Annotated in this window: 23 protein-coding genes; 9 read left to right on the top strand and 14 right to left on the bottom strand. The window is 33.6% G+C overall.

Translation table 11 applies throughout. From position 1 onward, the window contains the following. Positions 1–9: 9 nt before the first annotated feature. From EV145_RS21925 to EV145_RS21900, 6 genes are read right to left on the bottom strand one after another with little or no spacing between them, the layout of a single operon-like run. Complete coding sequence (locus EV145_RS21925; RefSeq protein ID WP_133527310.1) at positions 10–930, bottom strand: PstS family phosphate ABC transporter substrate-binding protein; 921 nt, start codon at positions 928–930, stop codon at positions 10–12. A 1-nt stretch (position 931) separates the two neighbouring features. Beyond that, entirely contained in the window at positions 932–1,162 is a 231-nt protein-coding gene (locus tag EV145_RS22650) for a hypothetical protein (RefSeq protein ID WP_133527309.1), read from the bottom strand. Further along, positions 1,162–1,962, bottom strand: a complete 801-nt coding sequence (locus tag EV145_RS21915; protein ID WP_133527308.1) for an energy transducer TonB — start codon at positions 1,960–1,962, stop codon at positions 1,162–1,164. Before EV145_RS21915 ends, EV145_RS22650 begins: the two co-directional genes overlap by 1 nt. Before the next feature lie 37 nt (positions 1,963–1,999). Continuing rightward, positions 2,000–2,554: an ExbD/TolR family protein gene (locus tag EV145_RS21910; RefSeq protein ID WP_133527307.1), complete on the bottom strand. Its 555-nt coding sequence runs from the start codon at positions 2,552–2,554 to the stop codon at positions 2,000–2,002. Positions 2,555–2,573: 19 nt separating this feature from the next. Further along, complete coding sequence (locus tag EV145_RS21905; protein ID WP_133527306.1) at positions 2,574–3,200, bottom strand: ExbD/TolR family protein; 627 nt, start codon at positions 3,198–3,200, stop codon at positions 2,574–2,576. A 55-nt stretch (positions 3,201–3,255) separates the two neighbouring features. Next, the gene (locus tag EV145_RS21900; protein ID WP_133527305.1) at positions 3,256–4,080 is read right to left on the bottom strand and encodes a MotA/TolQ/ExbB proton channel family protein; all 825 of its coding nucleotides are present in this window, start codon (positions 4,078–4,080) and stop codon (positions 3,256–3,258) included. 380 nt (positions 4,081–4,460) lie between these two features. Between EV145_RS21900 and EV145_RS21895 the strand changes: the two genes are divergently transcribed. Then, positions 4,461–5,978, top strand: coding sequence for a helicase HerA-like domain-containing protein (locus EV145_RS21895; RefSeq protein ID WP_133527304.1), 1,518 nt, complete (start codon positions 4,461–4,463; stop codon positions 5,976–5,978). 85 nt (positions 5,979–6,063) lie between these two features. Here the strand turns inward: EV145_RS21895 and EV145_RS21890 are convergent, their stop codons facing one another. After that, entirely contained in the window at positions 6,064–7,407 is a 1,344-nt protein-coding gene (locus EV145_RS21890) for an FAD-dependent oxidoreductase (RefSeq protein WP_133527303.1), read from the bottom strand. Between the two features lie 430 nt (positions 7,408–7,837). Between EV145_RS21890 and EV145_RS21885 the strand changes: the two genes are divergently transcribed. The 6 genes from EV145_RS21885 (at position 7,838) to EV145_RS21860 (ending at position 13,902) form a co-directional block, all read left to right on the top strand. After that, the gene (locus EV145_RS21885; RefSeq protein ID WP_133527302.1) at positions 7,838–8,431 is read left to right on the top strand and encodes a GNAT family N-acetyltransferase; all 594 of its coding nucleotides are present in this window, start codon (positions 7,838–7,840) and stop codon (positions 8,429–8,431) included. Between the two features lie 48 nt (positions 8,432–8,479). Beyond that, the gene (locus tag EV145_RS21880) at positions 8,480–9,019 is read left to right on the top strand and encodes a hypothetical protein (protein WP_133527301.1); all 540 of its coding nucleotides are present in this window, start codon (positions 8,480–8,482) and stop codon (positions 9,017–9,019) included. A gap of 61 nt (positions 9,020–9,080) precedes the next feature. Then, entirely contained in the window at positions 9,081–9,875 is a 795-nt protein-coding gene (locus EV145_RS21875) for a helix-turn-helix domain-containing protein (RefSeq protein WP_133527300.1), read from the top strand. 78 nt (positions 9,876–9,953) lie between these two features. Continuing rightward, entirely contained in the window at positions 9,954–11,489 is a 1,536-nt protein-coding gene (locus tag EV145_RS21870) for a serine hydrolase (protein WP_133527299.1), read from the top strand. 364 nt (positions 11,490–11,853) lie between these two features. Then, complete coding sequence (locus EV145_RS21865; protein WP_133527298.1) at positions 11,854–13,305, top strand: serine hydrolase domain-containing protein; 1,452 nt, start codon at positions 11,854–11,856, stop codon at positions 13,303–13,305. Between the two features lie 147 nt (positions 13,306–13,452). Then, complete coding sequence (locus EV145_RS21860; protein WP_133527297.1) at positions 13,453–13,902, top strand: hypothetical protein; 450 nt, start codon at positions 13,453–13,455, stop codon at positions 13,900–13,902. A 112-nt stretch (positions 13,903–14,014) separates the two neighbouring features. On the opposite strand, the gene EV145_RS21855 is transcribed toward EV145_RS21860, so the two are convergent. Next, complete coding sequence (locus EV145_RS21855) at positions 14,015–16,402, bottom strand: penicillin acylase family protein (RefSeq protein ID WP_133527296.1); 2,388 nt, start codon at positions 16,400–16,402, stop codon at positions 14,015–14,017. 117 nt (positions 16,403–16,519) lie between these two features. Here EV145_RS21855 and EV145_RS21850 point away from each other — a divergent pair, with 117 nt between their 5' ends. Further along, positions 16,520–18,076: a hypothetical protein gene (locus EV145_RS21850; protein ID WP_133527295.1), complete on the top strand. Its 1,557-nt coding sequence runs from the start codon at positions 16,520–16,522 to the stop codon at positions 18,074–18,076. Positions 18,077–18,411: 335 nt separating this feature from the next. Beyond that, positions 18,412–20,220, top strand: coding sequence for a hypothetical protein (locus EV145_RS21845; RefSeq protein WP_133527294.1), 1,809 nt, complete (start codon positions 18,412–18,414; stop codon positions 20,218–20,220). A gap of 58 nt (positions 20,221–20,278) precedes the next feature. Here EV145_RS21845 and EV145_RS21840 read toward each other — a convergent pair whose 3' ends face one another. From EV145_RS21840 to EV145_RS21815, 6 genes are all read right to left on the bottom strand, one after another. Further along, positions 20,279–20,704 carry a YMGG-like glycine zipper-containing protein gene (locus EV145_RS21840; protein ID WP_133527293.1) on the bottom strand — a complete coding sequence of 142 codons (426 nt, stop codon included), beginning with the start codon at positions 20,702–20,704 and terminating at the stop codon, positions 20,279–20,281. A gap of 386 nt (positions 20,705–21,090) precedes the next feature. Then, positions 21,091–22,368 (bottom strand): kynureninase, encoded by a 1,278-nt coding sequence (kynU, locus tag EV145_RS21835; RefSeq protein WP_133527292.1) that lies wholly within the window; start codon positions 22,366–22,368, stop codon positions 21,091–21,093. Positions 22,369–22,549: 181 nt separating this feature from the next. Continuing rightward, complete coding sequence (queA, locus tag EV145_RS21830) at positions 22,550–23,599, bottom strand: tRNA preQ1(34) S-adenosylmethionine ribosyltransferase-isomerase QueA (RefSeq protein ID WP_133527291.1); 1,050 nt, start codon at positions 23,597–23,599, stop codon at positions 22,550–22,552. 309 nt (positions 23,600–23,908) lie between these two features. After that, on the bottom strand, positions 23,909–25,138 hold the full coding sequence (locus EV145_RS21825) for a 3-phosphoshikimate 1-carboxyvinyltransferase (protein WP_133527290.1): 1,230 nt from the start codon (positions 25,136–25,138) through the stop codon (positions 23,909–23,911). A 98-nt stretch (positions 25,139–25,236) separates the two neighbouring features. Continuing rightward, a complete protein-coding gene (locus EV145_RS21820; protein ID WP_133527289.1) occupies positions 25,237–25,563 on the bottom strand; it encodes a nucleotide pyrophosphohydrolase in 327 nt (108 codons plus the stop codon). A gap of 2 nt (positions 25,564–25,565) precedes the next feature. Continuing rightward, complete coding sequence (locus tag EV145_RS21815; RefSeq protein WP_133527288.1) at positions 25,566–25,772, bottom strand: hypothetical protein; 207 nt, start codon at positions 25,770–25,772, stop codon at positions 25,566–25,568. Between the last annotated feature and the right edge of the window lie 79 nt (positions 25,773–25,851).

Genomic DNA, 25,851 nt, shown 5'->3' with positions numbered 1-25,851 from the left:
GTAATTAATTTATTCTTTATCTTTTAAAATTTGGGTTCTAATATTAAGCTTTCTGCTTGGCGTTTTTACTGGCATTAATCCAGATTTCAACACTATTCTTTGACCAATCTCGCCAGCCATGAAGGAAGCAAGTCCCATACCCAGCCCGTTATACCCTTGACAGTTTATTATAAACAAATCACGTGCCAAAGGATATTTATTTAATGCAATGTCAGTTTGAGTTGGACTATAATATTTGTCATCATTTAAGCCTTTAACACTTAAGACATTGATTTTACTGATTGTTTCATTCATATTTGGAGAAGGCTGGTAAAGCCAATTAACACCAACTATACCAATCATTCCGTCGTTTTCAGAAACAAATTTAATAACTTCATCGTTAGTTTTAAAAGAAAATGCGTCAGTTGCCGGAATATCCTTTACTTTAGCCAGCTCCTTCATATAACGAACTGTACTAGAATTAGGATTATCAAAAACAAGCCCTTTTATTCCTGTATCCTTTTTCCCTTGCATAAAATCAATTACAGATTTCAACGCAATTAATGTATCATTATTGCTCTTGTTTGAAATTAAAGCAATTGCATCAACAGCAAAAGGCGTAACTCTAGGATTAATTTTACTTTTTTCAAATCTTTTCAGTTCATCAGCATTCAAATTGCGGGCAGTCACTACAACCTTTGCTTTTTGATTTAATAAATCATTGATAAGTTCAACTTCAGACTTTGGTTTAACGGCAATTTTAGCACCATAGTAAGTTCCTTCAAAAACAGCAACCTGATCGTCTACGATTGGCTTTACCGTTTCATCGACTGTAACATCAAGCGATCCTTTTAAAATTGTTTCTTTTGATTCATTCTTGCTTTTTTGGTTGCACATCGCAAACAAAAAGACAAAAACAATCAAACCAAAAACTTTACTATACTTCAACATCTTAGTCCGTATTAGAATTAATTAATCTTAAGAAGCGTATTGCCGAATAAACAATCAACAATCCTCCAAAAGCATATCGGTATTTAGGTTCCATATCTAAAGGAAGCTTCTCCCAGAACATAATCATTAAACCCAGCACAAGATATATTAAAAAAAACAGTATTCCTAAAACAAGAAGAAATCGCTCTTTGAGCGATTTCTTCTGAATATTATTAAGCATATCTTTTAACATTATTCTGCAGATTGAATAGTAATAGGAAGAGAGTAAAGTACTCTAACTTTTTTACCATTTTGCTCGCCAGGAGTCCATTTTGGACATTTTTTAAGAACACGAATTGCTTCAGCTCCTGTACCGTAACCGATATCCCTTAAAACTTTAATGTCGGTTAATGAACCGTCTTTTTCAACTACAAACGTAACGTAAACTTTACCTTTTAAACCTTCTTCTTCTGGAGTTTTGTAATTGTTTCCTACGAATTTGTAGAATTTATCAATTCCTCCAGGGAAATCTGGTTTTACTTCGATACCAGCTGTGTTATATACTTGGTTATCTTCTTCTACTACTGCAGCAGTTCCAGTACCTACCGGCTCATCAACAGTTAAAACTGCGTCTGGATCTCCTTTAATAGTTTCAGCTCCAACCTTTTTATCTTTAAGTTCCTCAATTTTTGGAGGATCTTCAGTAACCTCATTTGCTTTAGCAACAACCGGCTTCACAAATTTCACCTGATCCACTTTTGGTGGTGGTGGCGGTGGTGGCGGTTCATTTGGTTTTACCTCTTCTTTTTTCTTAGGAGGTAACTTAACAGTAGCGATCTTAATATCCTTATCCATGTCCTCTTCACCAGAATCTGGCAAGAAGCTTGCAATAAGAGGAGCTCCTACAGCAAAGGCAAAAATAATCGAACCTAAGATAAGCGCTTTTATCGTAGTTTTGCTGTTCGATTTTCTTAACTCATATGCCCCATATATCTTATTACGTCCTTCGAATACGATATCAAGCCACTGATTTTTTATAATATCTAATTTCATTTTTCTTGATTATTAGGATGTTCAAACAAGATAAATCTTATTGTTTATCTATTAATTTTGTTTCCTCAGGACTAAACTCAGGAACAATAGCATAAGTATCAACTCCTGTAATAGCCATCTCATCTAACATATCAACCAAATTTTTGTAAGTTGATTTTTTAGTTGGTTTAATGATGACTATAATTCCATTCTTAGGTTTTCCTAAAGCAGCAGAATAAGCTAAAACTTCTTTCTTTTGCTTTAATAATTCTCTACGAATACCATCTTTACCATATGCAATATCTTTAGGTCCTACTTTAGGAGCTACTAATAATCCCATATAATAAACCATTTTGTTGTTTTCACCCATCATAACAGTCATCGTACGATTCTCATCTACTTTAACTGGAGGGGTCTTATCTAATGGGTCTTTATCAGGCAATGACAAATCCATCGATTTAGGTTTTGACAACGAAGTGGTTAACATAAAGAACGTGATCAATAAGAATGCCAAATCCACCATCGCCGTTAAATCGACTTTTGAATTTTGCTTTTTACTTCTTACTTTGCCACCTTTTCCGCCACCACCGTCGCCGGTATTTAATTCAGCCATTTTAGTGTATCTTTTTTAATTAAAAGTCTTTCCCTCTCGTACCTGTAACTAAGTTAAAGGAATTGATTTTCTGATCTTGTAAAATATCCATAATCTTTTTGATTTGAGGATATTGTTCTTTAGCATCACCTTTTATCGCAATCTGCAACTCTTTATCTTCAATATCAATTGCAGCTCTTCTTGAAACAAGAAGCCACTCTTTCAATTGATTATCTAAAGAATCGATTGGAATTCCAGGTTGGTCAGCCTTAGCTCTATCAGCAGATTTCATATCGATGATTTGCTTTAAACCCGCTACTGGAACACCGAAGTCGTCCATTAACGAAAATTTAGTTTGGTCATCTTCAGAAAAATTCACACCGAATTTTGCTCCCATTCCTTCAAGAGTTCTTTTACGAATCTCTCTTCCTTTGATGTCAAAAAACACTTTACTTTTCCCGTCTTTTCCTTTTCCTATTGTAATAATTGCCAAATTAGTATCTGGTAATTTATGTTCTACAGTAGAGGCAGGCATATCTACAGGAAGTGCTTCTGGCACCTTAGCAGTAGCGGTCAAGATAAAGAACGTAAGCAAAAGGAACGCAACATCACACATGGCAGTCATATCTGTCGATGTTGACTTCTTTTTCATTTTTATTTTAGCCATTATCTTTTATTTTATTTTGATATAATTAATCGAAATTATAAATATCAAAAATTAATTATTGTTTCAAACTTCCTCTGAATTTTCTGTAAGTGTTAACGATTGTAGTACCAGCCTCATCGATAGAGTAAGTTAAATCGTCAATTTTAGCAGTAAAGAAGTTGTAAGAGATGATCGCCATAACTGAAGTAGAGATACCAGTTGCAGTGTTGATAAGTGCCTCAGAAATACCTGTTGCAAGAGCAGCTTGGTCTGGAGTTCCAGCAGAAGCTAACGCACCAAACGCCTTAATCATACCAGATACAGTTCCTAATAATCCTCCTAATGTACCTAAAGATACTAAAGTAGAGATAATAGTCATGTTTTTCTCTAACATTGGCATTTCTAATGAAGTTGCCTCTTCGATTTCTTTGTGGATTACTTCAGAAGCTTCTTCGCTGTTGAATCCTTCTTTTTTAACGTCTTGGTATTTAATCAAAGCAGATTTAATTGCATTTGCAACTGAACCTTGTTGTTTGTCACATGAAGCGATAGCAGCCTCGATGTTTCCTTCTTTGATACTTGCTTGAACACCTTTCATGAATTTATCTAAGTTAGCTTTTCCAGCTGCTTTACCGATAACAATGAATCTTTCAATAGAAAAAACAACAACCATTAAAAACATACCTAATAATACTGGTACAATAAATCCTCCTTTATATACCATACCTAGAGTATTGATTGGGTGACCTGTTTCAGGATTTCCACCCTCGAAGTTTGCAGGAGAACCCATGATTACTTTCCAAATAAACACCCCAACTAAGATACACGCTGCAATAATGATTCCAGTAATCATTCCTCCTCCATTTGAAGTGCTTTCTTTTTTAACTTTAACGTTTGCCATTTTTTTTAATTTTAATAGTTTTAAATAATTTTTATTTTTTAGTTATATTTAACTTGTAGAGGAGCAAATTTATACGTTTAGTTTAAATAAAAAAACTTTTTTTAATTTTATTGAAGGAAATTTAACGTCAATTTAAAAAATATCTCATTAAATTGCTGACATCATTTTTTTGATAAAACAAAAAAAGGGTCGAATAGTAAAAAAATTACAACGTTTTAGTAAATATTCAATTAATCCATTGAAATCTTCTTAAAAAGCTGCGAATATTTTTTTTATATCATTTTCAATCAAAAAACGCATTTTCTTACTAAAAAAAATAACAGTTATTTGTTAAAAAACGAAGCAAAACTCTTATAATCATCTAAATTACAAATAAAAACATGAATAAAAAAGATAATTTCATTCAAGACATAAACAATGGCTATATTTCTAAAGGCGACAGCATCACTTTAGGTAGCGCAATGCTAGATGGAGAAGCAATTGCGGAAGCTCATGTAAAAATCCCTTTAAAAACTTTAAACCGCCATGGTCTTATTGCAGGTGCGACAGGAACTGGAAAAACAAAAACAATTCAGGTTTTCTCTGAACAGCTGTCAAATGCCGGAATTCCGGTTTTAATGATGGATATTAAAGGAGATTTTAGTGGCATTGCGAAAGAAGGCAAAGAACAAAGCTTTATAACAGAGCGCCATGCTAAAATGAACATACCTTATAGTACCGCTTCATTTCCCGTTGAACTGATGTCACTGTCTAAACAAAACGGAGTTCGTTTGCGTGCGACGGTTTCTGAATTTGGTCCTGTTTTATTTTCACGAATTTTAGATTTGAATGATACTCAGGCCGGCGTTGTGGCAGTAATTTTTAAATATTGCGATGACAACAAAATGCCATTGCTTGATTTAAAAGACATAAAAAAAGTCATTAATTATATCACCGAAGAAGGCAAAGACGAAATCGCTGCCAGTTATGGCAAAATATCAACTGCTACAACAGGAACAATTTTGAGAAAAATTATCGAACTGGAGCAACAGGGAGGCGATTTATTTTTTGGCGAATTGTCTTTTGAAACTGATGATTTGATGCGAATTGACGAAAATGGAAAAGGCTACGTAAACATCATCCGCTTGACGGACATTCAGGATAAACCAAAGTTATTCTCTACTTTCATGCTAAGTCTGCTTGCCGAAATTTATCAAAAGATGCCCGAAAAAGGCGATGCAGAACAACCGGAGTTAGTAATCTTTATTGATGAAGCACATTTAATTTTTAACGAAGCCAGCAAAGCATTATTAGAACAAATTGAAACGATTGTAAAATTGATTCGTTCAAAAGGTGTCGGTGTTTATTTTGTAACACAAAACCCAATGGACGTTCCAAGCGGTGTTTTGGCTCAATTAGGTTTAAAAATTCAGCATGCTCTTAGAGCTTTTACAGCAAATGACCGTCAGGCGATCAAGAAAACAGCAGATAATTACCCAACATCAGATTATTATAAAACCGATGAATTGCTGACAAGTTTAGGAATTGGAGAAGCTTTAGTGACTGCACTTAACGAAAAAGGAATTCCAACACCGCTTGTAGCCACGATGATGCGTGCGCCTATGAGCCGTATGGATATTTTAACTCCAGATGAAATTGAGGAAATCAACGGAAAATCAAAATTAGTTAAAAAATACAGCGAAGAAATCGACCGTGAAAGCGCCTACGAAATTCTGAACAAAAAAATAGAAGAAGCAAACCAAGCTGTGGCTGAGCAAGAAGAGCAAGCTCCAACAAAATCATCAAAAGCAGGGCCAAGTACGACAGAAGTAGTTACAAAATCGGTTTTGAAAGTGGTAACAAGTGCTACCTTTATAAGAGGTGTTTTTGGGGTTCTGACGAAAATATTTAAGAAGTAAAAAAAATCACAATATAAGTAATATAAGTTCATGTATACTTTGCGTATAGAGTCATTGAACTTATATTACTTATATGGTGAAAAAATTATGCGTTTTGCAATAACGCTAGAATTTTATTTTCAACTTCTGGCGTATCCCAGATGTTTTCAATATTGTCAATTTTTAAAACTTCTTCCATAATTCCGTTTTGAAAATCGCCAATTGCCAAAGCTTCAGCATAAGGGCGATCACTAAAAGTAACTCGGCTATAAAGCGGAATCCATTTATCAGGATGTTTATCAGAAAAGACTTTTTCTATTTTCTTTTGCAATAAGAATTTTTCATCGGCAGTTTTTGTACTCATTTCCATAAAATTGCGATACGAAAGCTCTGCAATTGCATCAGCATTTGGTTTTCTTGAAATCTGATATTCCGAAAATATTTTTTTCCAATCGTCTTGGTACTTTTCAATCATTTCGCTCAAAACCGTAATATCTTCAAAACCTGCATTCATTCCTTGTCCGTAAAACGGAACTATAGCATGGCAAGCATCTCCAATTAAAGCGATTTTATCTTCAAAAGTCCAAGGAAAACATTTCATCGTTACCAAAGTACTCGTTGGATTCTTAAAGAAATCATTTGCCAGTTCCGGAATCACTTCAATAGAATCTGGGAAATTTTTCTCGAAGAAATCTTCCACCATATTTCGATCGATTAATGATTCAAAAGAATTCTTGCCTTCAAAAGGCATAAACAAAGTACAGGTAAAACTTCCGTCAAGATTTGGAAGCGCAATTAACATGTATTCGCCTCTTGGCCAAATATGAAAAGAGTTTTTATCTAATTTATGCGTTCCATCTGGATTTGCCGGAATATTCAATTCCTTATAACCCATATTCAAAAATTCCTGCGAATAATTGAACATGCTCTGGCGCTGCATTCTGTGACGGATTCTCGAAAAAGCACCATCGGCACCAAAAACCATATCATATTTTCGTTCTTCCCACTCGCCTCTTTCGCTTTCGCCAATATGCAAAGTCGCGTCGCTCAAAGTTACATCCCAAATTTTCTGTTCAAAATGAAACTCGGCTCCAGCTTCTTCCGCAAGATCGATCATCTTTCGGTTCAACTTTCCTCTCGAAATCGAATAAATGGATTCGCCTTCCTGACCGTAATGCTGAAAATTCAGTTTATCGACCAAATGAATCGCACGTTTGTCCATTGGAATAGCAATTTCGCGAACCGAATCACCAACACCAACAGCGTCTAGCGCTTTCCAGCCACGATTAGACATAGCAAGATTTATAGAACGACCAGAGAAATTTATTTTGCGAATATCAGGGCTTCGATCATAAACATGAACGGTATGGCCTGCTCTTTTAAGATAAATTGCCAACAGTGATCCTACAAGTCCAGAACCGACAACAGCAATTTTGAGTGAAGTTTGCATCAGGGAAAATCTAATATATAAGGTCGTAAAAATAAGTAATAATTATACAACAGCTTTAAAATAAAGGAAATATTTAACCATTTTCATCCTATTTAATTGGGCATGCAAACTCGTTTTCATAACAAATTCTGGTTTTTATAGATTTATTAGAAATTGGAAAAGGTTTATTTTCGCTAAAGATAATCTCGCAAAGTCGCGAAGACGCAAAGGTTTTTGAAGCAATCATAAAACGTACTGTTTGTCATTTCGACTGAAAGGAGAAATCACACTAGTAGTTCCGTAACGATGATCGCCAATCTTTGTCGACTCCCGTGTGTGATTTCTCCTTTCAGTCGGAATGACATAAAATGAGAAAAACTTTGCGTCTTCGCGACTTTGCGAGAAGATTTCAGCTACATTAAAAACTTAAATCAATTGACTTTACAAAACCATGAATAGCGAACTATTACAATCAAATATCATTTTAGAAAACGAACGCGTTTTATTGCTTCCTTTTGAAAACGAAAGAAACATCGAACTCAAAGAAATTATATTTGATGATGAAATCTGGAAATATATGGGAATGTACGTTCGTAACGACCAAGATTTCGAAAATTACATTCAAAACACTTTAAAACAAAAAGCAGACGGAATTTGTTATCCTTTCCTTATTATAGATAAAGCCACAAACAGAGTTGCCGGAAGTACGCGTTACGGCTATTTAAATCATGCGAGCCAAAAATGTGAAATTGGCTGGACTTGGTACGGAAAAGATTTTCAGGGAACGGGATTAAACAAAGCCTGCAAATATGAATTGTTGAATTTTGGGTTTGAAAAAATTCAATTTAAAAGAATTCAATTCAGCGCCGATCTTGAAAACACAAAATCACAAAGAGCAATTGAAAAACTAGGTGCTTTAAAAGAAGGTTTATTTAGAAACAATTATATTGATTCTGAAGGAAACATTAAAGACGATGTTTATTATAGTATTATTTTGGAAGAATGGGAAAATACTAAACGAGATTATTTTGGAGAGTTTCTATAAAAAGCAATACATTAGCTTGATATAAACCTATCCTTTCTACATAATCACATGAAAAAGAAAACTTATTTAATTTCGTTTTTTATTCTTTTTACCTTCAATTTGTTCGCGCAATCAAAAATGTTGACTGGCAATAAGCATTTAATAATGTTGAATATTCCTAAAAACTGGGTTCAGGAAGTAAATGACCAGATCCCTTTTTTAATAAAACCTGCCGAAAAAGATGTCAGCGATAATACCTATATGTATGTTTACGGATTAGATTACCAGTCATCGCCTGATATGGATTTATGGATTGAAGGAAATAGCACAAGCTTAAAAAATGAAATTCCAAAAATAAAGATTGGTGAGTTAAATCTAAAATTTGAAAATTTGAAAAAAGATAATTTTTTAACTGGGCGCTATAAAGCGGTCTCCTATATTTATCCAGATTTCAAAGAAGAAGTTTTACTTGTAATTGAATCAAAAACTACAATTATTACTGCCGTCCTTTCTGCAAAAGATAATGCTGAATTTAACAAATATCTCGACTCGTTTAAAGAATTGGTTAATTCATTAAAAATTAATGCTGCCACTGTAACCTATAAATAAAGTGTTTTAAAATTCTATTTTTAATTCTTTCAGCAAGATAATCCAACTTAATTAGTCAAAAATGAACCTCTATTCAGAATATTACGTAAGTCAAAAAGCTGAAAGGTTCGTCAATAAAATTTGGTGTTTAGACAACAGCATCGGCGAAAGCCTGATTGAAAACAAACTCGTTTTGCCAAACGGCTGTTTTAATCTTGCCATTGTTTCTGGAAATGCGATTGAAGTTCATACGAGTAAAAACAAATACGAAATGAACAAGGGCATTTACTTTTGTTCGCAAATGACCAATAAAGTTTTGGTGAATATCGAGCCCAAAACTAAAGTTACTATAATCCAGCTTCACACTTGGACACTTTCGATGTTTCCAAAATATGATTTGAGCAATTTTACCGATTCGATTATCAAAATTAAACCTGAAGAAATTCTTTTTCCAATTCAGATTGATGCTGCAATTGAAATTCTATTAAACACGATTAACACTTATTTTGAGGAATTAGCGACTTTACATTCGGAGAAAAATGTAATTGAACAAATCTGTGAAATTATAAAAACTCAGGAAGAACAAATTTCGGTTTCAGAAATCAGTTCGGCATTTCATTCTTCACAGCGTTTATTGCAGATAAAATTTAAAAACGCAACAGGATTAACGATTAAAAAGTACATTCAGATTCTGAAATTCAGAAAATCGGTCGACCAAATGGTCAATTCTGATTTAGAAAAATTAAAATTGACAGATGTTGCGCTTTATAACAAATATTTTGATCAGTCACATTTTATAAAAAAATTCAAAGACGTTACCAAAACAACTCCAAAGACATTCAATCCCGATTCGTACTTTCTATCGCAAAAAAGATAAGATTTCGCTTTTATACAATTTTGAAACTTTTGATTGGCGTAATATTGCAAAATCATTCATCATCAATCAATTATCAAAATGAAAATCATCAATCTCACTTGTTCTTATTTAAAAATCTTTTGGATCGGAATTTTATTTTTCACCCATCAAACCGGATTTTCTCAGGAAGAAAAAAACTCAGACCTATATAAAATCATTATGTCGCGAGACAGCCTTCTTTTTAATATTGGTTTCAACACCTGCGACATCACGCAATTTGAAAATTTATACAGTGATCAATTTGAATTCTTTCACGACAAAGACGGCACTTCGAATAAAACAGAATTTTTAGAAAGTTTTAAAAAAGGCTTATGTGGTTCTCCCGCAACTTATAAATGCCGGAGAGAATTAGTTGAAGGAAGCTCAAAAATTTATCCTTTGTATAAAAAAGGCGTTTTATACGGCGCTATTCAAACCGGAATTCATCAGTTTTATGAAAATATTGCGGCTAAAAATGAGCCTCTACTACAGAAAAACGAAAAATTAGTAGGCAAAGCTCGATTTACTCATGTTTGGGTTTTGGAAAACAATATTTGGCGATTAAAAAGATCTTTGAGTTACGATCATTTGGCTGTAAACACGCCTGAAGAAAAAACCAATCTTTTTGACAATGAGCAAGAAACCGAAAAATGGCTGAAGGAAAATAATATTCCCGCTTTGGGAATCGGAATTATTGCAGACGGAAAACTAAAACAGGTAAAGGTTTTTGGCGAACTAAAAAAAGGCGTTCCAGCTCCCTATAATACAATTTGGAACGTAGCATCTTTGACAAAACCAGTAACTTCAATTGTAGCTTTAAAATTAGTAAGCGCAGGAAAATGGGATTTAGACGAACCGCTTTACAAATATTGGACCGATCCAGATATTGCAAATGATCCTAACACAAAACTCTTGACAACTAGAATAATCTTAAGTCATCAAACGGGTTTTCCGAACTGGAGATACATGAATAAATCTGGAAAATTAGATTTCAAATTCAAACCTGGAACGCAATATCAATATTCGGGCGAAGGAATGGAATATCTGAGAAAAGCTTTGGAAAAGAAATTCAAAAAAAACTTAAATCAATTGGCTTCAGAATTAATTTTTGAGCCTCTGAAAATGAATGATACTCAATATATATGGAACGACAAAGTTGATATTTCCAGATATGCAATTAATTATGACAAAAGTAGCAATGCTTATGAACCAGTAAAAAACAAAACAGCAAACGCCGCCGATGATTTATTGACGACTATTGAAGATTACGGCACTTTTTTGTGCAGTGTAATGAACAGCGACGGCTTAAACAAAAAGGTATTTGATGAAATGAATTCGCATCAGGTTGCCCAAAATAAAAAAGACAAATACTTTGGTTTAGGCTTTGAAATCTATGATTTTGGAAATGGAGAATATGCACTCTCGCACGGAGGCGCTGATCAAGGCGTACAGACGCTTTTCTTTTTGCTTCCAAAAACAAAACAAGGTCTGCTTATTTTTACCAATGTCGATGATGGCTACAAAGTTTATGAAAAATTACTGCTTCATTATTTGAGAGAAAACGGGCAAAAACTGATCGACATCGAAAAGAAGTAAACTTTTTAATTTTAAAACAAATGATAAAATTAATTATTCTCATACTACTGTTTTTAAGCAAAATTTTATAAGCTTAAAAGAATGATTGCTAGTTAAAACGAATCGTTAGTTAGGAGCATAAACCGCTAAAAATACTTTTAAGTTTATGCTCAGATTCGTTTTGATTTAAAATAAAATGAAAAAATTTGATTGTTCTTGAAACCAAATACTAAATCGATCGTCTAACAATTTAAACACCACAATTTATTCAGATAAAAAAATCGTAATTTCGATTTAAATTATTGAATATCTATTTGTTAGAAGTTTCAATCATCAATCAAAAATGAATCATTTATTAATCAAAAACCCATAATCAGCAATCATTATGAAAAACGCAATCAAACTAATTCTTTTTTGTGCCATTTTACAGCTCTTTTCGCTGAACACTTATGCACAAAACAAAGCCAAACAAATCGAACAGCTTTTAGCCAAATACAATGAATACGGACAATTTAACGGCTCAGCTTTAGTTGCCGAAAACGGAAAAGTAATTTTTAAGAAAGGATTTGGTTCTGCTAATTTTGAATGGAATATTCCAAATCAGCCGGATACAAAATTTAGATTAGGATCAATCACCAAACAATTCACAGCCCTTTTAATTGTAAAATTGGCCGAAGAAGGAAAACTTAAACTGGACGTTCCTATTACAACTTACTTAGCCGATTATCCAAAAGAAACTGGTGATAAAATCACAATTCATCATTTACTGACACATACTTCGGGTATTCCAAATTATACATCGGCACCCAACTTTTTTAAAGATAAAAGTCGCAATCCTTATACTCCAGAAGAATTTGTTAAAACGTTTTCAAGTCTTCCGCTGGAATTTACTCCGGGCGAAAAATTCAATTACAGCAATTCGGGCTACTTTTTACTCGGTTATATTATCGAAAAAGTTACAGGCAAAACATACGAGCAAAATTTACAGGAAATCATTTTTACGCCTTTAAAAATGGTCAACACTGGTTATGACCATTTTGATCTGATAACAAAAAACAGAGCGGCCGGTTATGAAAAAAATGGAAAAAACATCAGCAACGCTGCCTATCTTGATATGAGTATTCCGTATGCGGCGGGTTCTTTATACTCAACTGTTGAAGATTTATACCTTTGGGATCAAGCACTTTATACTACAAAATTGCTTTCAGAAAAATCTATAGAATCTTTATACAAACCTTACATCAAAGCTTGGGATGGTTTTTATGGATATGGCTGGTCAACCAGAGAAGTTGCAAATGGCGATAAAGGAAAACTGAAATTAATTGAACACGGTGGAGGCATAAACGGTTTTAACACCAATATTTCAAGAATACCTGCAGATAAAAACCTGATCGTTTTGCTTAATAATACCGGCGGAACTGTTCTGGGAGAAATAACCAATGGTATTCGTGCGATTTTGTATGATCAGCCTTTTCTTCAACCTAAAAAATCTTTGGCTCTAGATTTATTGGATGTATACACTGCTAAAGGCGCTGTGGCGGGAACAGAAGCTTATAAAAAATTAAAAAACGATCCCACTTATGCTATTAAGGAAGGCGACATGAACCGAGTGGGCTATCAATTATTACAATCTGGGAAGAAAAAAGAAGCCATTGAAGTTTTCAAAATTAATGTTGAAACTTTTCCGAAATCGGGAAATACATACGACAGTTTAGGTGAAGCTTATTTAGCAGATGGCGACAAAAACTTAGCGATTGCAAATTATACAAAATCTGTCGAGCTTGATCCAACAAATGAAGGCGGAAAAAAAGCACTAGAAGAACTTTCGAAAAAATAAACTATCTAAATTTTCTTAAAACTCTGATGAGACCGATTTTAAAACGGTTTTATCGGAGTTTTTTTGTTACAATTTCTAACATTCAAATTCTATGATTTAGCTTTAAAAATACTATTTTAGCCGTACCCAAAAACAATAAAATAACCTATGAAAAATTTAAAAAAGTACCGCTTTCTAACGGCATTCTTATGTTTGTTTATTTCTGCTAAATCTTTATCGCAAAATAACCCTCCGCCACCGGCAATGCCAACACAGCAAAACAAAATTATTGTTGACAAGATTATCGAAGCCGCACATTATAAAACCTATGTAATTGATTTTTGCTTGTCTAAAATTAATGAGGCTTCCGCCAAAGAAGGCTGGAACGAACAAAAAGCAATGGAAATTACTGAAAGCATCAACTATAAAAATTTTAGAGATGCGATTTACAATGTTTTTGCTTTTTATGATGAAGTTGAATTAGAAACACTTTTAAAAGCGTATGAAAAAGATACTGCTTACCAAACTAAAAATGTAATGACCGCTAACAAAGCCCTTGCAAATAATCTGAATATTTTTGCAAATGATATTGTTTTAGGAAAGTATATTTCTAAGTAAAGATGCTAAGATTCTAAGTAGCTAAGGTTCTAAGTTTTTTTAGCCTCAAAATCTTTGTCAAAGTTTAAAACTTTGACAAAGATTACACAAGCCGAAAACTTGAAACTTGAAACTAATTCCTCGGTTTCAAAACCAGTTTTGTTGATGTTTTTATAATTTCCTCTTTATTCAATTTCATTTTTCTGAATTTGCCTTCATTGTACATTATCGCCTGATCGCTGTAATGTTTACTGAATGGATTTCCCGATTGACCTGTTGGCAAAATGCTCCAGCTATTTTCAATATCAGAGAAATCAACAATTCTTCTGGTTGAAGGCCCGCCTTTTACGTAATATTTTCCTTCTTCATTAAATCCGAAGAACAAATTATTTATCACTTCGTTTGACCCTGGCGAATCAAACGGACCAACATTAAATAATCCACGAAGTGCGGCAATTTTTCCTAAAGGATGTTCATGCTCAACCGTGTGAACTTTACCCCATTTCCAATCTGTAATGATATTTCCTAATTGTTTTTGAAGCGCCGCAATAGCTTCATGAAATGATTTTGAAACAATATCTGTTCTGGTTTCTTTTACATTTTTTGTTTTGATATTATCCCACCAAACTGAATTTTCGTTGGCAACTTGTCTTGCAATAACTTGTTTCCCGATGTGCGTCCCTATAAACAAATCGAAATTGTCTTTTCCTATTTCATCTTCAAAAGTATTTCTCATATACAGATAAATCCATTTGTTGTAAATCGTTGGTGCAACATCTTCAAGATTTGTTGTGCCTTTCCAAGATTTCAAAACTTCAACAGCCTGTTTTTCTTCTGCTGAAAGTTTATTGTTATCCAAACTCGAAATCAATTTTTGAGCCGTTCCCGGAGCAATTGGCGACGTATTATCATATATCATTTTACTGATTGCTTCTTTGTCCCAATCCGATTTGGCATCCATTAAAGTTGAAATTCTTTTGGCGCGGTCTTCTGGCAAATAATAACCCGGATACAAATAACCATCTATCGCTTCCGGCTGATTATTGGCCGAATAAACGTAACCCCATTTCGGATTTTCAGAAGATGGATTTTTCGAAAAATCTAAATATTCTGTAATATCATCTTTTCCGCTTGCACCGTCTAAAATCAAAAACGTATTTACGTCTTTATTATGTTTATACAATTTCCCCGTTGCCCACCAAGCTACATTTCCTTTAGCATCTCCATACATAACATTCAATCCAGGCGCGGCTACTAACTGAACCGCTTTTCTAAAATCATCTTTGCTTTTAGCATGCGAAAGTCCGTAAACCGCATCTAAGATCTGTATGGGTTCTCTGGTATAGGTCCACGACATTGCAATTGGATTTTTTTTATCCAAATGATCTAAAAGATCATTCATAATTGGTCCGTGTCGGCTTGACTTTATTGTCATAACAATATCAGATGTATCTTTTACTTTGATTGTTTTTTTTCTGATTTCATATTTTCCAAAACCGGTTGGAGTCTCATATTGATTTGGATCTCCGCCAAGGGTTCTTTCCTGATAAAAATCAATATCATCATTTTCAAACATCGTTAAACCGTAAGCATAATCACGATTGTGCGCCAATAACGGAAACGGAGTTCCGGCCAAATAACAGCCATACAACTCATGTTCTGGAGTTACTATATGCGCTTCGTACCAAGTAGCCGGCTGTGAAAATCCAATGTGTGGATCATTGGCAAAAATTACTTTTCCGCTTTTCGTTTTATGCGGTCCAGCGACCCAACTATTACTTCCGATAAAAGGCGGAATTGGCGATTTATCTAACAACGCTACAACCGATTTTGAAATCTCGGTATAGGTCTCCATATTTTCTTTTGAACTTTTAAGTTGTGTTGTATTAAATTCGCCGTTTATTCCTAAGTCTTTCAAATAGTCAACTCCATATTTATTGCGGATTTCCGTTAGCAAAGGATCTGTTTTTTGAGCCATTGCAAAACTGAAAGACATATATCCGAAGATATTATAAACGTCCTTTATAGTGAATTTTTCTTTCTTAACTCCTACAAGCGTAAATTCAATTGGCGTTACACCTTCTTCCAAATACTGATTTATTCCGTCCAGATAAGCTTGAGTCAATTGATAACTCACACTGTTTTTGTCCAATTTAGCAATGGCTTTCGCCGAAGCTTCTTCGATACCAATTCCGGCAAAAAACTTATCATTTTTAAGCGCTACAGATCCGAAGATTTCAGATAATCTTCCCGGCGCAATTCTTCGAAGCAATTCCATTTGCCATAATCTTTCCTGCGCGTGAACATATCCAAGCGCTGTCATCGCATCTTTTTCGGAATCGGCATAAATATGAGGAACTCCAAATTCATCAAAATAAACTGTAGTTTCCTTTTCAAGATTTTTCAGTTGAAGTGTACCTTCATATTTGGGCTTCAAATGAAAAATATAAGCAAATAACGCAATTGCAAGAATAACAATAAGCAATACTAAAACCAGCAGAATTTTTTTTAATCTTCTCATATTTTGCAAAAGTGTAGATAAATAAGGTTTGTAAAATGATGTAACCAAAAAGAAGAATAATGTAATAATCCCTCCCTTTAAAAGCCTAAATTTATGTATTTAAAATTAATACTATAAATGTCTATCTATAAAAAAATAGCGATTGGTGTAATTTCTCTTTTCCTTCTTCTAGTTTTTGTCAATATTGGCCTAAATTACTGGATAAAAAAACAGCTCCCGATTATTATTCACGAGAAAAACAAAACGGCTTATAATATCAATTACGAAAAAATTGAAGTTTCGCTTTTCTCGAGAAATATCTATGCGCTGACCTTATTAGTGAGCCCGAAAAAAGAACCTAAAGACAGCAAAAATGGTCTTTTTTCTAAAATCGAATCGGTTACAATTAAACACTTCAACATTTGGGATTTAGCTTTTCGCGATATTATTCAGGCCGAAAGCATTATTATCAATAAGCCACGAGTAATATTATATAAAAAAGGAGAAAAATTACTAAACAACAGCAAAAGTATTAAAACTGAAATTGTCGATCCTTTCCGCAAAATTATTGCTGTTTCAAACATTTATTTAAATGATGGATCGGTTGATGTTGTTTCATTAGATACTGATAAACCTATTTTCAGCATTAAAAAAATCATCCTGAAATTAGAAGGAATTTTAATAACCGACGCCACTTTAAAAGAGAAAATTCCGCTCCAATACAAAACCTATGCTTTAGTATGCGACAGTTTGTTTTATCGTCCGAGCGCTTTATATCATATTAATATCGGAAAAATTACTACCGAAAAGAATTTTCTAAAAATCAATAATTTCTCCAATATCCCTCAGTTTAACCGACGCGAATTCACAAAACGTCTCGACAAAGAAAAAGATATTTATACCTTAAAATTTGATTCGGCTCAAATTGCAAAAATGGATTGGGGGTTTAAAAATGATCGCTTTTTCTTTAAAGCAAATTCGCTTGTAATCAATCATTTTGACGCCAATATTTATCGCGGTAAAATGCCGAAAGATGATTTGAGCAAAAAATACCTGTACAATCATTTATTGCGAAATATAAAATTCCCGCTTCAAATTGACACTTTGCAGGTTTTGAAATCGAAATTGGTTTACGAAGAAGAAATTGATTTTTCGAAAGGCCCAGGAATTTTAACCTTTGACAAATTCAATTTGCAGGCAACAAATCTAAGAAGCGGATTCGGATTGAAAAAAACCAACGATGTAAAGATAAAAGTGAAATGCATTTTCATGAAAACTTCGCCTTTAGATGTTGATTGGAGTTTCAACGTTTTGGATAAAAGCGACGGTTTTCATATTCAAGGCGTGATTTCGAATTTTGATGTTAGGGCGATGGGGCAATTCAGCAAACCTTATATGAACGCTTCATTTACAGGAGTTTTTAATAAATACCGTTTTAATTTTTATGGTAATGATAATGTTTCAAAAGGAAATGCTTCTTTAGATTACGACGATTTAAAAGTAAAATTATACAAAAAGAAAGATCCTGAAAAAGAAGCCAAACTAAAATCGGCAATTGTAAATTTACTTGTCAAAAACGATTCGAAAGACAAAGCAAAAACGGCAGACGTTGAATTGGAAAGAATCCACGAAAAATCATTCTATAACTTTTTATGGCGAAGCATTGCCGAATCTTTGAAGAAGATTTTGATATAGGTTTATTAGCCACGAATTCAGGAATTTTATTTAAAATGTTTGCCAACATAGCCTGCGGTTTCAACCGCAGGAACACAACGCATTTCCACAAAGAAATCCCATAACACATTCTTACAATACGTTCCCCGTGGTTGAAACCACGGGCTATATTTATTTATAATTTGCATTTTGCCAACAATTACATAAATTTTCATTCATTTTTACTCGCGGAATTTTTAAAAATTAATTCGTGTAAATTCGTGTAATTCGTGGCAACCAACCTTTGCACATGATAATTATCAGGTTTTACAAAAATCCTTTTTCCAATATTTGTTTTTATTTTAATCTAAAAACAAATGACAAAATCCCCTTTACATACTTTTCATATTCCTGTGATGGGTCTTGCTTATACAATAGACAGCCCTATTCGTGTGTCACACTATGGAATTTCGTCTGTTATTGCCCTTGCTGATGATGACTTGATTGAGAAGATGCGTAACTTTTATAGCACTAAATTCAATATTCCATACGAAGAAATCACACAAAAATTTCATGATTACCGTGCCGAAAGAATTACTTCTTATCTAAATTTAGTAGACAAAATAGTAAAAGAAAAATTCGAAAGTTTCAAAACTGAATTAGCAGAAAGCAAAACCGCTCTTGACAATTTTATGGCCATGTTGCCCAACACATCTGACATTAAAAAAGGTTTTCAAAATTTAGTTGATGACGGTATCACTTTTAAAGAAAACATACAGCATTATATCGAATCACATCTATTTTCCGGCGAAATCGACGTTAATATTATGACGAAACTGGACAAAGATAATTTTGTTAAAAATGAACAGCTTCCAACTGAATTTAATGATGCACATGCAGCTTTGAGAGGTTTTGCCAATAGTAATCTGGAATCTTCGGTTGTGCTTTCTGCCGGCATGAATCCGAGATTATTTGGTTACTTCGAAAATTTCAAAGACTTTTTCCCAAATGAAAATAACGAGCTTAAAAAGAAAATAATCTTAAAAGTAAGTGATTATAGATCGGCAATGATTCAGGGAAATTTCTTAGCTAAAAAAGGAATTTGGGTTTCTGAATACCGAATCGAATCTGGTTTAAACTGTGGCGGTCACGCTTTTGCCACTGATGGGCTATTACTAGGTACCATTTTAGAAGAATTCAAGCAGAAAAAAGAACAATTGGTACAATCGGCTCACGAATTAATGATTAAGGCTTTACAGCAAAAAAATCAACATTTCCCAGAAAATCCTTTAGAATTAAAAATTACGGTTCAAGGCGGTGTTGGAACAGCTGAAGAACATGAATTTTTATTGGATCAATATAAAGTCGATTCTGTTGGCTGGGGCTCTCCTTTTTTATTGGTTCCTGAAGCGACATCGGTAGATCAAGAAACAAGAAATTTATTAATGAAGGCCAAAGAAGATGATTTTTATCTGAGTAATATTTCGCCTTTAGGAGTTCCCTTTAATACTTTAAAAGGCACAACAAATGAATTTTTAAAACAAAAACGTATTCATGAAAACAAAGCTGGAAGTTCTTGTCCGAAGAAATTTTTAGCTTTAAGCAAAGAATATGATCCACATGGAATTTGCACAGCTTCAAAAAAATATCAGGATATAAAACTGGAAGAATTAGAAGCTAAAAAAGAAACTTTATCTTCCGACGATTACGCAAAAAGCAAAATCAAAATAACCGAAAAATCATGTTTATGCGTTGGTTTGGCAAATGCTTCTTATCTTGAAAATGATATTCGTATAAAAGGCCAAAATCAGGGCGTTGTAATTTGTCCTGGCCCAAACTTGGCTTATTTTGATCAGGAAGTTTCTTTAAAAGAAATGGTACAGCATATTTATCAGGGAAAATCGGTTTTAAGAACTGACCGCCCGAATTTATTTGTGAAGGAATTAAAAATGTATGTAGATTATTTTAGAAATGAAATTGAAAACATTTCTGGAGAAGTAACCGCAATGCAGCTCAAAAAATGGAATTCTTTCAAAGCAAATATTTTAGAAGGAATTGAATATTATCAAAATCTATTTTCATCAACTTTTTATTTTAAAACAGAAGAAGAAAAAATCAAAAGCCAATTCGATTTTTATAAAACAGAATTAAACGCAATACATATTCCAAAACTGGAATTAGCATAAAACAAAACGCCGATTTAGAATATCTAAATCGGCGTTCTTTTATTTATAGTATAAAATCTTACTCTTTTTTATTCTTGCTGTCAATAACAGCACCTGTTCCAGTTCCTAAGGCAGCACCGGCTAAACCACCAATAATTGCACCCTCACCTTTTTTCTTGCTCACAATTGCTCCAGTTGCTGCCCCTACTCCAGCACCAATTACAGCGCCTTTAGCAGTTGCACTCCAGCCTTTCTTTTTTGGCGTCGCGGCGGTTGCTGTACCATCTTGTTGGTGAACTACTACAACTTTTTGCTCTTGCGCTTTTGCTTTTTCCGCTTCTACCTTCGCCATTTCAGTTTTCATTGAGTCTATAACTCGTTGTTTACTTATTTCAACTTTCATTGAATCAATACTGGCTTGTTTTGCTATATTGATATCTTTCTTTCCTTGATTTTGACAAGAAACTATAGATAAAGCGGCTAATAATATATATAAGGCTTTCATGATTGTAGTTTTAAAAATTATTACACTACAAAGTAAGGCCGTTACATTTTGTTTGAGTTACAAGATTTTTTTGAAAGTTTATAAAATTAGAAGATTTTGTGTTTTCTGGAAGAATTTTTATTTAAAGCTGTATAATTTAATCTCGCAAAGTCGCAGAGACGCAAAGTTTTATTCTTTATAGTTCAATGGCGTCCAACTTTAACTGGATGAAAAAATGATCAAAAAAAAGGCTTTAGCCAAACTATATCTGTTTAGGTAAAGCCTTTCAAATTTAATCCTTACTACTTCCAGCTAAAGCTGGAGGCAATTGAAAAAATCGTTTAATATTTTTAATCTGTAACTTTATATAAAAATTTCGCGTCTCTGCGACTTTGCGAGATTATTTTTTATTCCTCTAAAATTCCTTTTTTTAGAATCTGCCCAAAGTCGTACATATCTTCATAAGAAGAATATAAAGGAACTGGCGCGAGACGAATAACATTTGGTTCACGCCAATCTGTAATTACACCGTTTTTCATTAAATAATCAAATAAGCTTCGCCCCTGACCATGAAGAAAAACAGACAATTGTGAAGCTCTTTCTTCTGGATTTGAAGGCGTGATGATTTCAAAAGTACTTTCTACTTCTTTATCAATTTCGTGCAGAATAAATTCTAAATAGGAAGTAATGTGGTCACGTTTTTTAATTAAAGCATCCATCCCAACTTCGGCAAACATTTCTACAGAAGCCAAATAAGGCGCTAACGAAAGAACGGGAAGATTACTAATCTGCCATCCATCTGCTCCATGAACAGGATCAAAAGTTGGCTCCATTTTAAAACGACGTTCTTTATTGTGTCCCCACCATCCAGCAAAACGTGGCAGATCTGGATCATTGTGGTGTCTTTCATGTACAAAACAGCCTGACGCATTTCCTGGTCCTGAGTTCATATATTTATAACTGCACCAAGCGGCAAAATCTACATTCCAATCGTGAAGTTCCAGTTTGATATTTCCAGCTGCATGAGCTAAATCCCAACCCACTTTTGCCCCTGCTTTTTGTCCGGCTTCAGTAATAGTTTTAATATCAAAAACTTGTCCGGTATAATAATTTACACCTCCTATTAAAACCAAAGCCAATTCGTCGCCAACTTCTTCGATTTTTGCTAAAACATCTTCTAAGCGAATATTGTGTTCACCTTCACGGCGTTTGATTTCTACAATTGCATCTTCCGATTTGTATCCGTGAAAATGAACCTGACTCTGAAACATATATTGATCAGATGGAAAGGCTTTTTCTTCGCATATAATTTTATAGCGTTTGCCTTTTGGCTGATAAAAAGAAACCATCAACAAATGAAGATTCACAGTCAAAGTATTCATTACGGTAACTTCTGACGGCAACGCTCCCACAATTTTACTTAACGGTTCAGAAAATCTTTCCTGATAATCCCACCAAGGTTTCTCTGCATAAAAATGACCTTCGACAGCTAATTCTGCCCAGTCATTCATTACTTCATCAATATAAGCTTTAGTACGTTTTGGCTGTAATCCTAATGAATTTCCTGTAAAGTAAATTACTCGCTTATCATTTACTTTCGGGAAAATAAACTGATCTTGATAATGATTTAATGCATCTTGCGCATCAAGTTGTTTCGCGAATTCGCGTGTATTTTGAAAAGTCATTGTGTTTTTGTTTTGGACGCTAAAATAACAAATTTTGTTTGTTTTGTTTTGTTTCACGTTTCAAGTTTCACGTTTTGTTAGCAACTTGAAACCTGAAACTTGAAACTTGAAACCATTAAAAAACAGAAAACCCGACAGGTTTTTTAAAACTTGTCGGGCCTTTTTATAAGATAAATTCTAATTAAAGAATTAACATCGCATCTCCGTAAGAATAGAATTTATATCCTTCTTTGATCGCTTCGTCGTATGCTTTTTTCATTAAGTCATGTCCACAGAAAGCAGAAATCATCATTAATAATGTTGATTTTGGTGTGTGGAAATTTGTAATCATACAGTTTGCAATACTAAAATCGTGAGGAGGGAAAATAAATTTATTTGTCCATCCTTCATAAGGATTCAAAGTATTAGCAGAAGAAACAGAACTTTCTATTGCACGCATAGAAGTTGTTCCTACGGCACAAATACGTTTTTTCTTTGCTTTTGCTTCATTCACAACATCACAAGCTTCCTGATTGATGATCAATTCTTCTGAATCCATTTTGTGTTTAGATAAATCTTCAACCTCAACTGGATTAAAAGTTCCTAAACCTACGTGAAGTGTAACCTCAGCAAAATTTACTCCTTTGATTTCTAATTTTTTCAAAAGATGTTTTGAGAAGTGTAAACCAGCAGTTGGTGCCGCCACAGCTCCTTCTTCTTTTGCGTAGATAGTTTGGTATCTTTCAGCATCTTCAGCAGTAACTTCTCTGTTGATATATTTAGGAATTGGAGTTTCTCCAAGTTCTGTCAATTTATTTCTAAATTCTTCATAAGAACCATCGTATAAGAAACGTAATGTTCTTCCACGAGATGTTGTATTGTCAATTACCTCAGCAACTAATGAATCGTCGTCGCCAAAATAAAGTTTGTTTCCGATACGGATTTTTCTAGCTGGATCAACTAAAACATCCCAAAGACGTTGCTCAGAATTTAATTCTCTTAATAAGAAAACTTCAATTCTTGCTCCCGTTTTTTCTTTGTTTCCGTACAAACGTGCAGGGAAAACTTTTGTATTATTCAAAATTAAAACGTCTCCGTCATCAAAATAGTTGATAACGTCTTTAAACATTTTATGCTCGATAGTCTGTTTTTTACGGTCAATTACCATTAAACGAGATTCATCTCTGTTTTCTGCTGGAAATTCAGCCAAAAGTTCTTTCGGTAAATTGAAATTGAAGTGTGATAATTTCATATTTGAAGTTAGATTTTAAAATATCAATCTTAGACTTTTTTATCTAAAATTTTAAATCGTTTGCAAATATACGATTGTGAGATAGGCGTTGTCAAGTGTTTTGACGTTTATTTTCAAAAGTCGTTGATTTAGTGGCGTTTCGGAAAGCATTAAAAATGTTTTTTTTCTTACACAAACCTGTTTAACTTATTATTGAAATGACAAACTTTGCGATCATATTCAAATTCGAACATAAAAAAACCTCTGGTTGAAACCAGAGGCTATGTTTTAAGTTTGCATTTATATGAATTTATATTGTTCCAAAAAAATTTACACTTCTGAGATTTGGAAGTTCAAAGCTTTTAAATCATTCCAAAAATCTGGGTATGATTTTGAAACTACTCCTGCATCTTCAATAATAATTGGAACTTTAATTGCTAACGGAGCAAACGCCATTGCCATACGGTGATCATTATAAGTTCCTATTTTTACATCGTGATTAATATTTCCAGAACGCTCTAAAGTCAAGCTGTCGTTAGTTACCGAAATATTAGCGCCTAGTTTTGTAAGCTCAATTCGTAATGCTTCAAGTCTGTCAGTTTCTTTAATTTTTAAAGTATGAAGACCTGTTAAATGACATCCGATTCCTAAACCTAAACAAGTTACAACGATTGTCTGCGCAATATCTGGCGTATTATTCAATTCAAAATTTACATCTTGATAATTGAAACCAGCTACTTTTTCCAATGTCATTTTATTGCCTTGAAAAGTGGTTTTTACACCCATTTTTTCATAAAGAGAAATTAATTCTGAATCTCCTTGAAGGCTGTTTTCTTTATAACTGCTTAATGTAATTTTTGCAGCATCGGCCAAAGCGACTAAACTAAAGAAGTAAGAAGCCGAACTCCAGTCCGATTCTACAACCATTTCTTTTGATTCAACAGATTCTTTTGGAAACACTTTGATTACATTTCCTTCAAAACTAGTTTGAATATCTAAATCATTCAGCAAAGCCAAAGTCATTTTGATATAAGGAACTGAAGTAATTTCTCCTTCTAATGTCAATTCTAAACCATTATCTAGTTTTGAAGCCACTAATAAAAGTGCCGAAATATATTGACTGCTCACATTTGCCGCCAAGTTCACTTTTGAAGCCGTTACTTTTTTTCCTTTAATTCGAATTGGCGGATAGCCTTCTTCTTTTTCATAAGAGATTTCAACTCCTAATTGCCTTAAAGTATCAACCAAAATTTTGATTGGGCGTTCCTGCATTCTGCTTGAACCTGTCATTACAACTTCTCTGCCTTCATTAACAGCAAAATAAGCCGTTAAGAAACGCATTGCCGTTCCCGCATGGTGAATATCAACAATTTCGTCATTGCCAATTAATGCTTTCTGCATTACTTCACTGTCGTCAGAATTTGAAGTGTTGGCTAAAGTAATATTAGGAAATAACGCTTTTAGTAACAATAATCGGTTCGTTTCACTTTTAGAACCAGTGATATTTAGTTGCGAATCATCAATTGTGAATTGCGAATTCGTGCTTAATTTTAAATTCATGATATTAGTTATGTGTTGCGAACTATGAGTAACATAATCCAAGCGCGCAATTTACCACTCCTCGCCCGTAAATCAAAATTCGCGCTGAAATTTCACAATTATTTCAATTTATCATTGTTTTTGTGACGATTTTTATCTCTAACCGATTTTAAATCCATTTTTTTATCAAAAGCGACTTGTAAATCGATTCCCGTTTGATTCGCCAAACATAAAACAACGAAAACAACATCGGCCAATTCTTCGCCTAAATCTTTGTTTTTATCGCTTTCTTTCTCTGATTGTTCTCCGTACCGGCGTGCAATAATTCTGGCCACTTCACCTACTTCTTCTGTAAGCTGCGCCATGTTGGTTAATTCATTAAAATAACGAACGCCATGTTCTTTTATCCAAGTATCAACATCTAATTGTGCATTTTTCAAATCCATTGCTATATTTTTTTTAGGACAATTTTTTCATTTTGGCTGGCAATCATTTTCTGAAAAAGATCTTTTAATCCATTGTAATCGCCAGCTGCAAAAATACTATTGTTTATTTCTTTGATACAGCTAATCTGAATTTTATTTTCCTGTTTTGAAATATTTAATGTAAAAACGATTTCTTTATTTTCAGATGAGATTCGAATTGGATTTGGCATTTACAATTGGGAGTTTTATTGTTTTTTCTTTCCAAAATTTATTGACCTTTTTCTTAAAACTTCCTTTTTTATCAAGTTT

Origin of the sequence: Flavobacterium sp. 245, from assembly GCF_004362055.1 — a bacterium.
Taxonomy (GTDB): domain Bacteria; phylum Bacteroidota; class Bacteroidia; order Flavobacteriales; family Flavobacteriaceae; genus Flavobacterium.
Note: the sequence above shows the minus strand (reverse complement) of the source record. Positions and strands in the feature narration are given on the sequence as shown.

Bases quoted from the DNA above. Each gene is read 5' to 3' on its own strand.
- EV145_RS21820 (WP_133527289.1), bottom strand. From the start codon at position 25,563: ATGGATTTGAAAAATGCACAATTAGATGTTGATACTTGGATAAAAGAA.
- EV145_RS21845 (WP_133527294.1), top strand. From the start codon at position 18,412: ATGACAAAATCCCCTTTACATACTTTTCATATTCCTGTGATGGGTCTT.
- EV145_RS21875 (WP_133527300.1), top strand. From the start codon at position 9,081: ATGAACCTCTATTCAGAATATTACGTAAGTCAAAAAGCTGAAAGGTTC.
- EV145_RS21825 (WP_133527290.1), bottom strand. From the start codon at position 25,138: ATGAATTTAAAATTAAGCACGAATTCGCAATTCACAATTGATGATTCG.
- EV145_RS21910 (WP_133527307.1), bottom strand. From the start codon at position 2,554: ATGGCTGAATTAAATACCGGCGACGGTGGTGGCGGAAAAGGTGGCAAA.
- EV145_RS21855 (WP_133527296.1), bottom strand. From the start codon at position 16,402: ATGAGAAGATTAAAAAAAATTCTGCTGGTTTTAGTATTGCTTATTGTT.
- kynU (WP_133527292.1), bottom strand. From the start codon at position 22,368: ATGACTTTTCAAAATACACGCGAATTCGCGAAACAACTTGATGCGCAA.
- EV145_RS21870 (WP_133527299.1), top strand. From the start codon at position 9,954: ATGAAAATCATCAATCTCACTTGTTCTTATTTAAAAATCTTTTGGATC.
- EV145_RS21925 (WP_133527310.1), bottom strand. From the start codon at position 930: ATGTTGAAGTATAGTAAAGTTTTTGGTTTGATTGTTTTTGTCTTTTTG.
- EV145_RS21890 (WP_133527303.1), bottom strand. From the start codon at position 7,407: ATGCAAACTTCACTCAAAATTGCTGTTGTCGGTTCTGGACTTGTAGGA.
- EV145_RS21915 (WP_133527308.1), bottom strand. From the start codon at position 1,962: ATGAAATTAGATATTATAAAAAATCAGTGGCTTGATATCGTATTCGAA.
- EV145_RS21865 (WP_133527298.1), top strand. From the start codon at position 11,854: ATGAAAAACGCAATCAAACTAATTCTTTTTTGTGCCATTTTACAGCTC.
- EV145_RS21900 (WP_133527305.1), bottom strand. From the start codon at position 4,080: ATGGCAAACGTTAAAGTTAAAAAAGAAAGCACTTCAAATGGAGGAGGA.
- EV145_RS21905 (WP_133527306.1), bottom strand. From the start codon at position 3,200: ATGGCTAAAATAAAAATGAAAAAGAAGTCAACATCGACAGATATGACT.
- EV145_RS21840 (WP_133527293.1), bottom strand. From the start codon at position 20,704: ATGAAAGCCTTATATATATTATTAGCCGCTTTATCTATAGTTTCTTGT.
- EV145_RS21860 (WP_133527297.1), top strand. From the start codon at position 13,453: ATGAAAAATTTAAAAAAGTACCGCTTTCTAACGGCATTCTTATGTTTG.
- EV145_RS21895 (WP_133527304.1), top strand. From the start codon at position 4,461: ATGAATAAAAAAGATAATTTCATTCAAGACATAAACAATGGCTATATT.
- queA (WP_133527291.1), bottom strand. From the start codon at position 23,599: ATGAAATTATCACACTTCAATTTCAATTTACCGAAAGAACTTTTGGCT.
- EV145_RS21815 (WP_133527288.1), bottom strand. From the start codon at position 25,772: ATGCCAAATCCAATTCGAATCTCATCTGAAAATAAAGAAATCGTTTTT.
- EV145_RS21880 (WP_133527301.1), top strand. From the start codon at position 8,480: ATGAAAAAGAAAACTTATTTAATTTCGTTTTTTATTCTTTTTACCTTC.
- EV145_RS22650 (WP_133527309.1), bottom strand. From the start codon at position 1,162: ATGTTAAAAGATATGCTTAATAATATTCAGAAGAAATCGCTCAAAGAG.
- EV145_RS21850 (WP_133527295.1), top strand. From the start codon at position 16,520: ATGTCTATCTATAAAAAAATAGCGATTGGTGTAATTTCTCTTTTCCTT.
- EV145_RS21885 (WP_133527302.1), top strand. From the start codon at position 7,838: ATGAATAGCGAACTATTACAATCAAATATCATTTTAGAAAACGAACGC.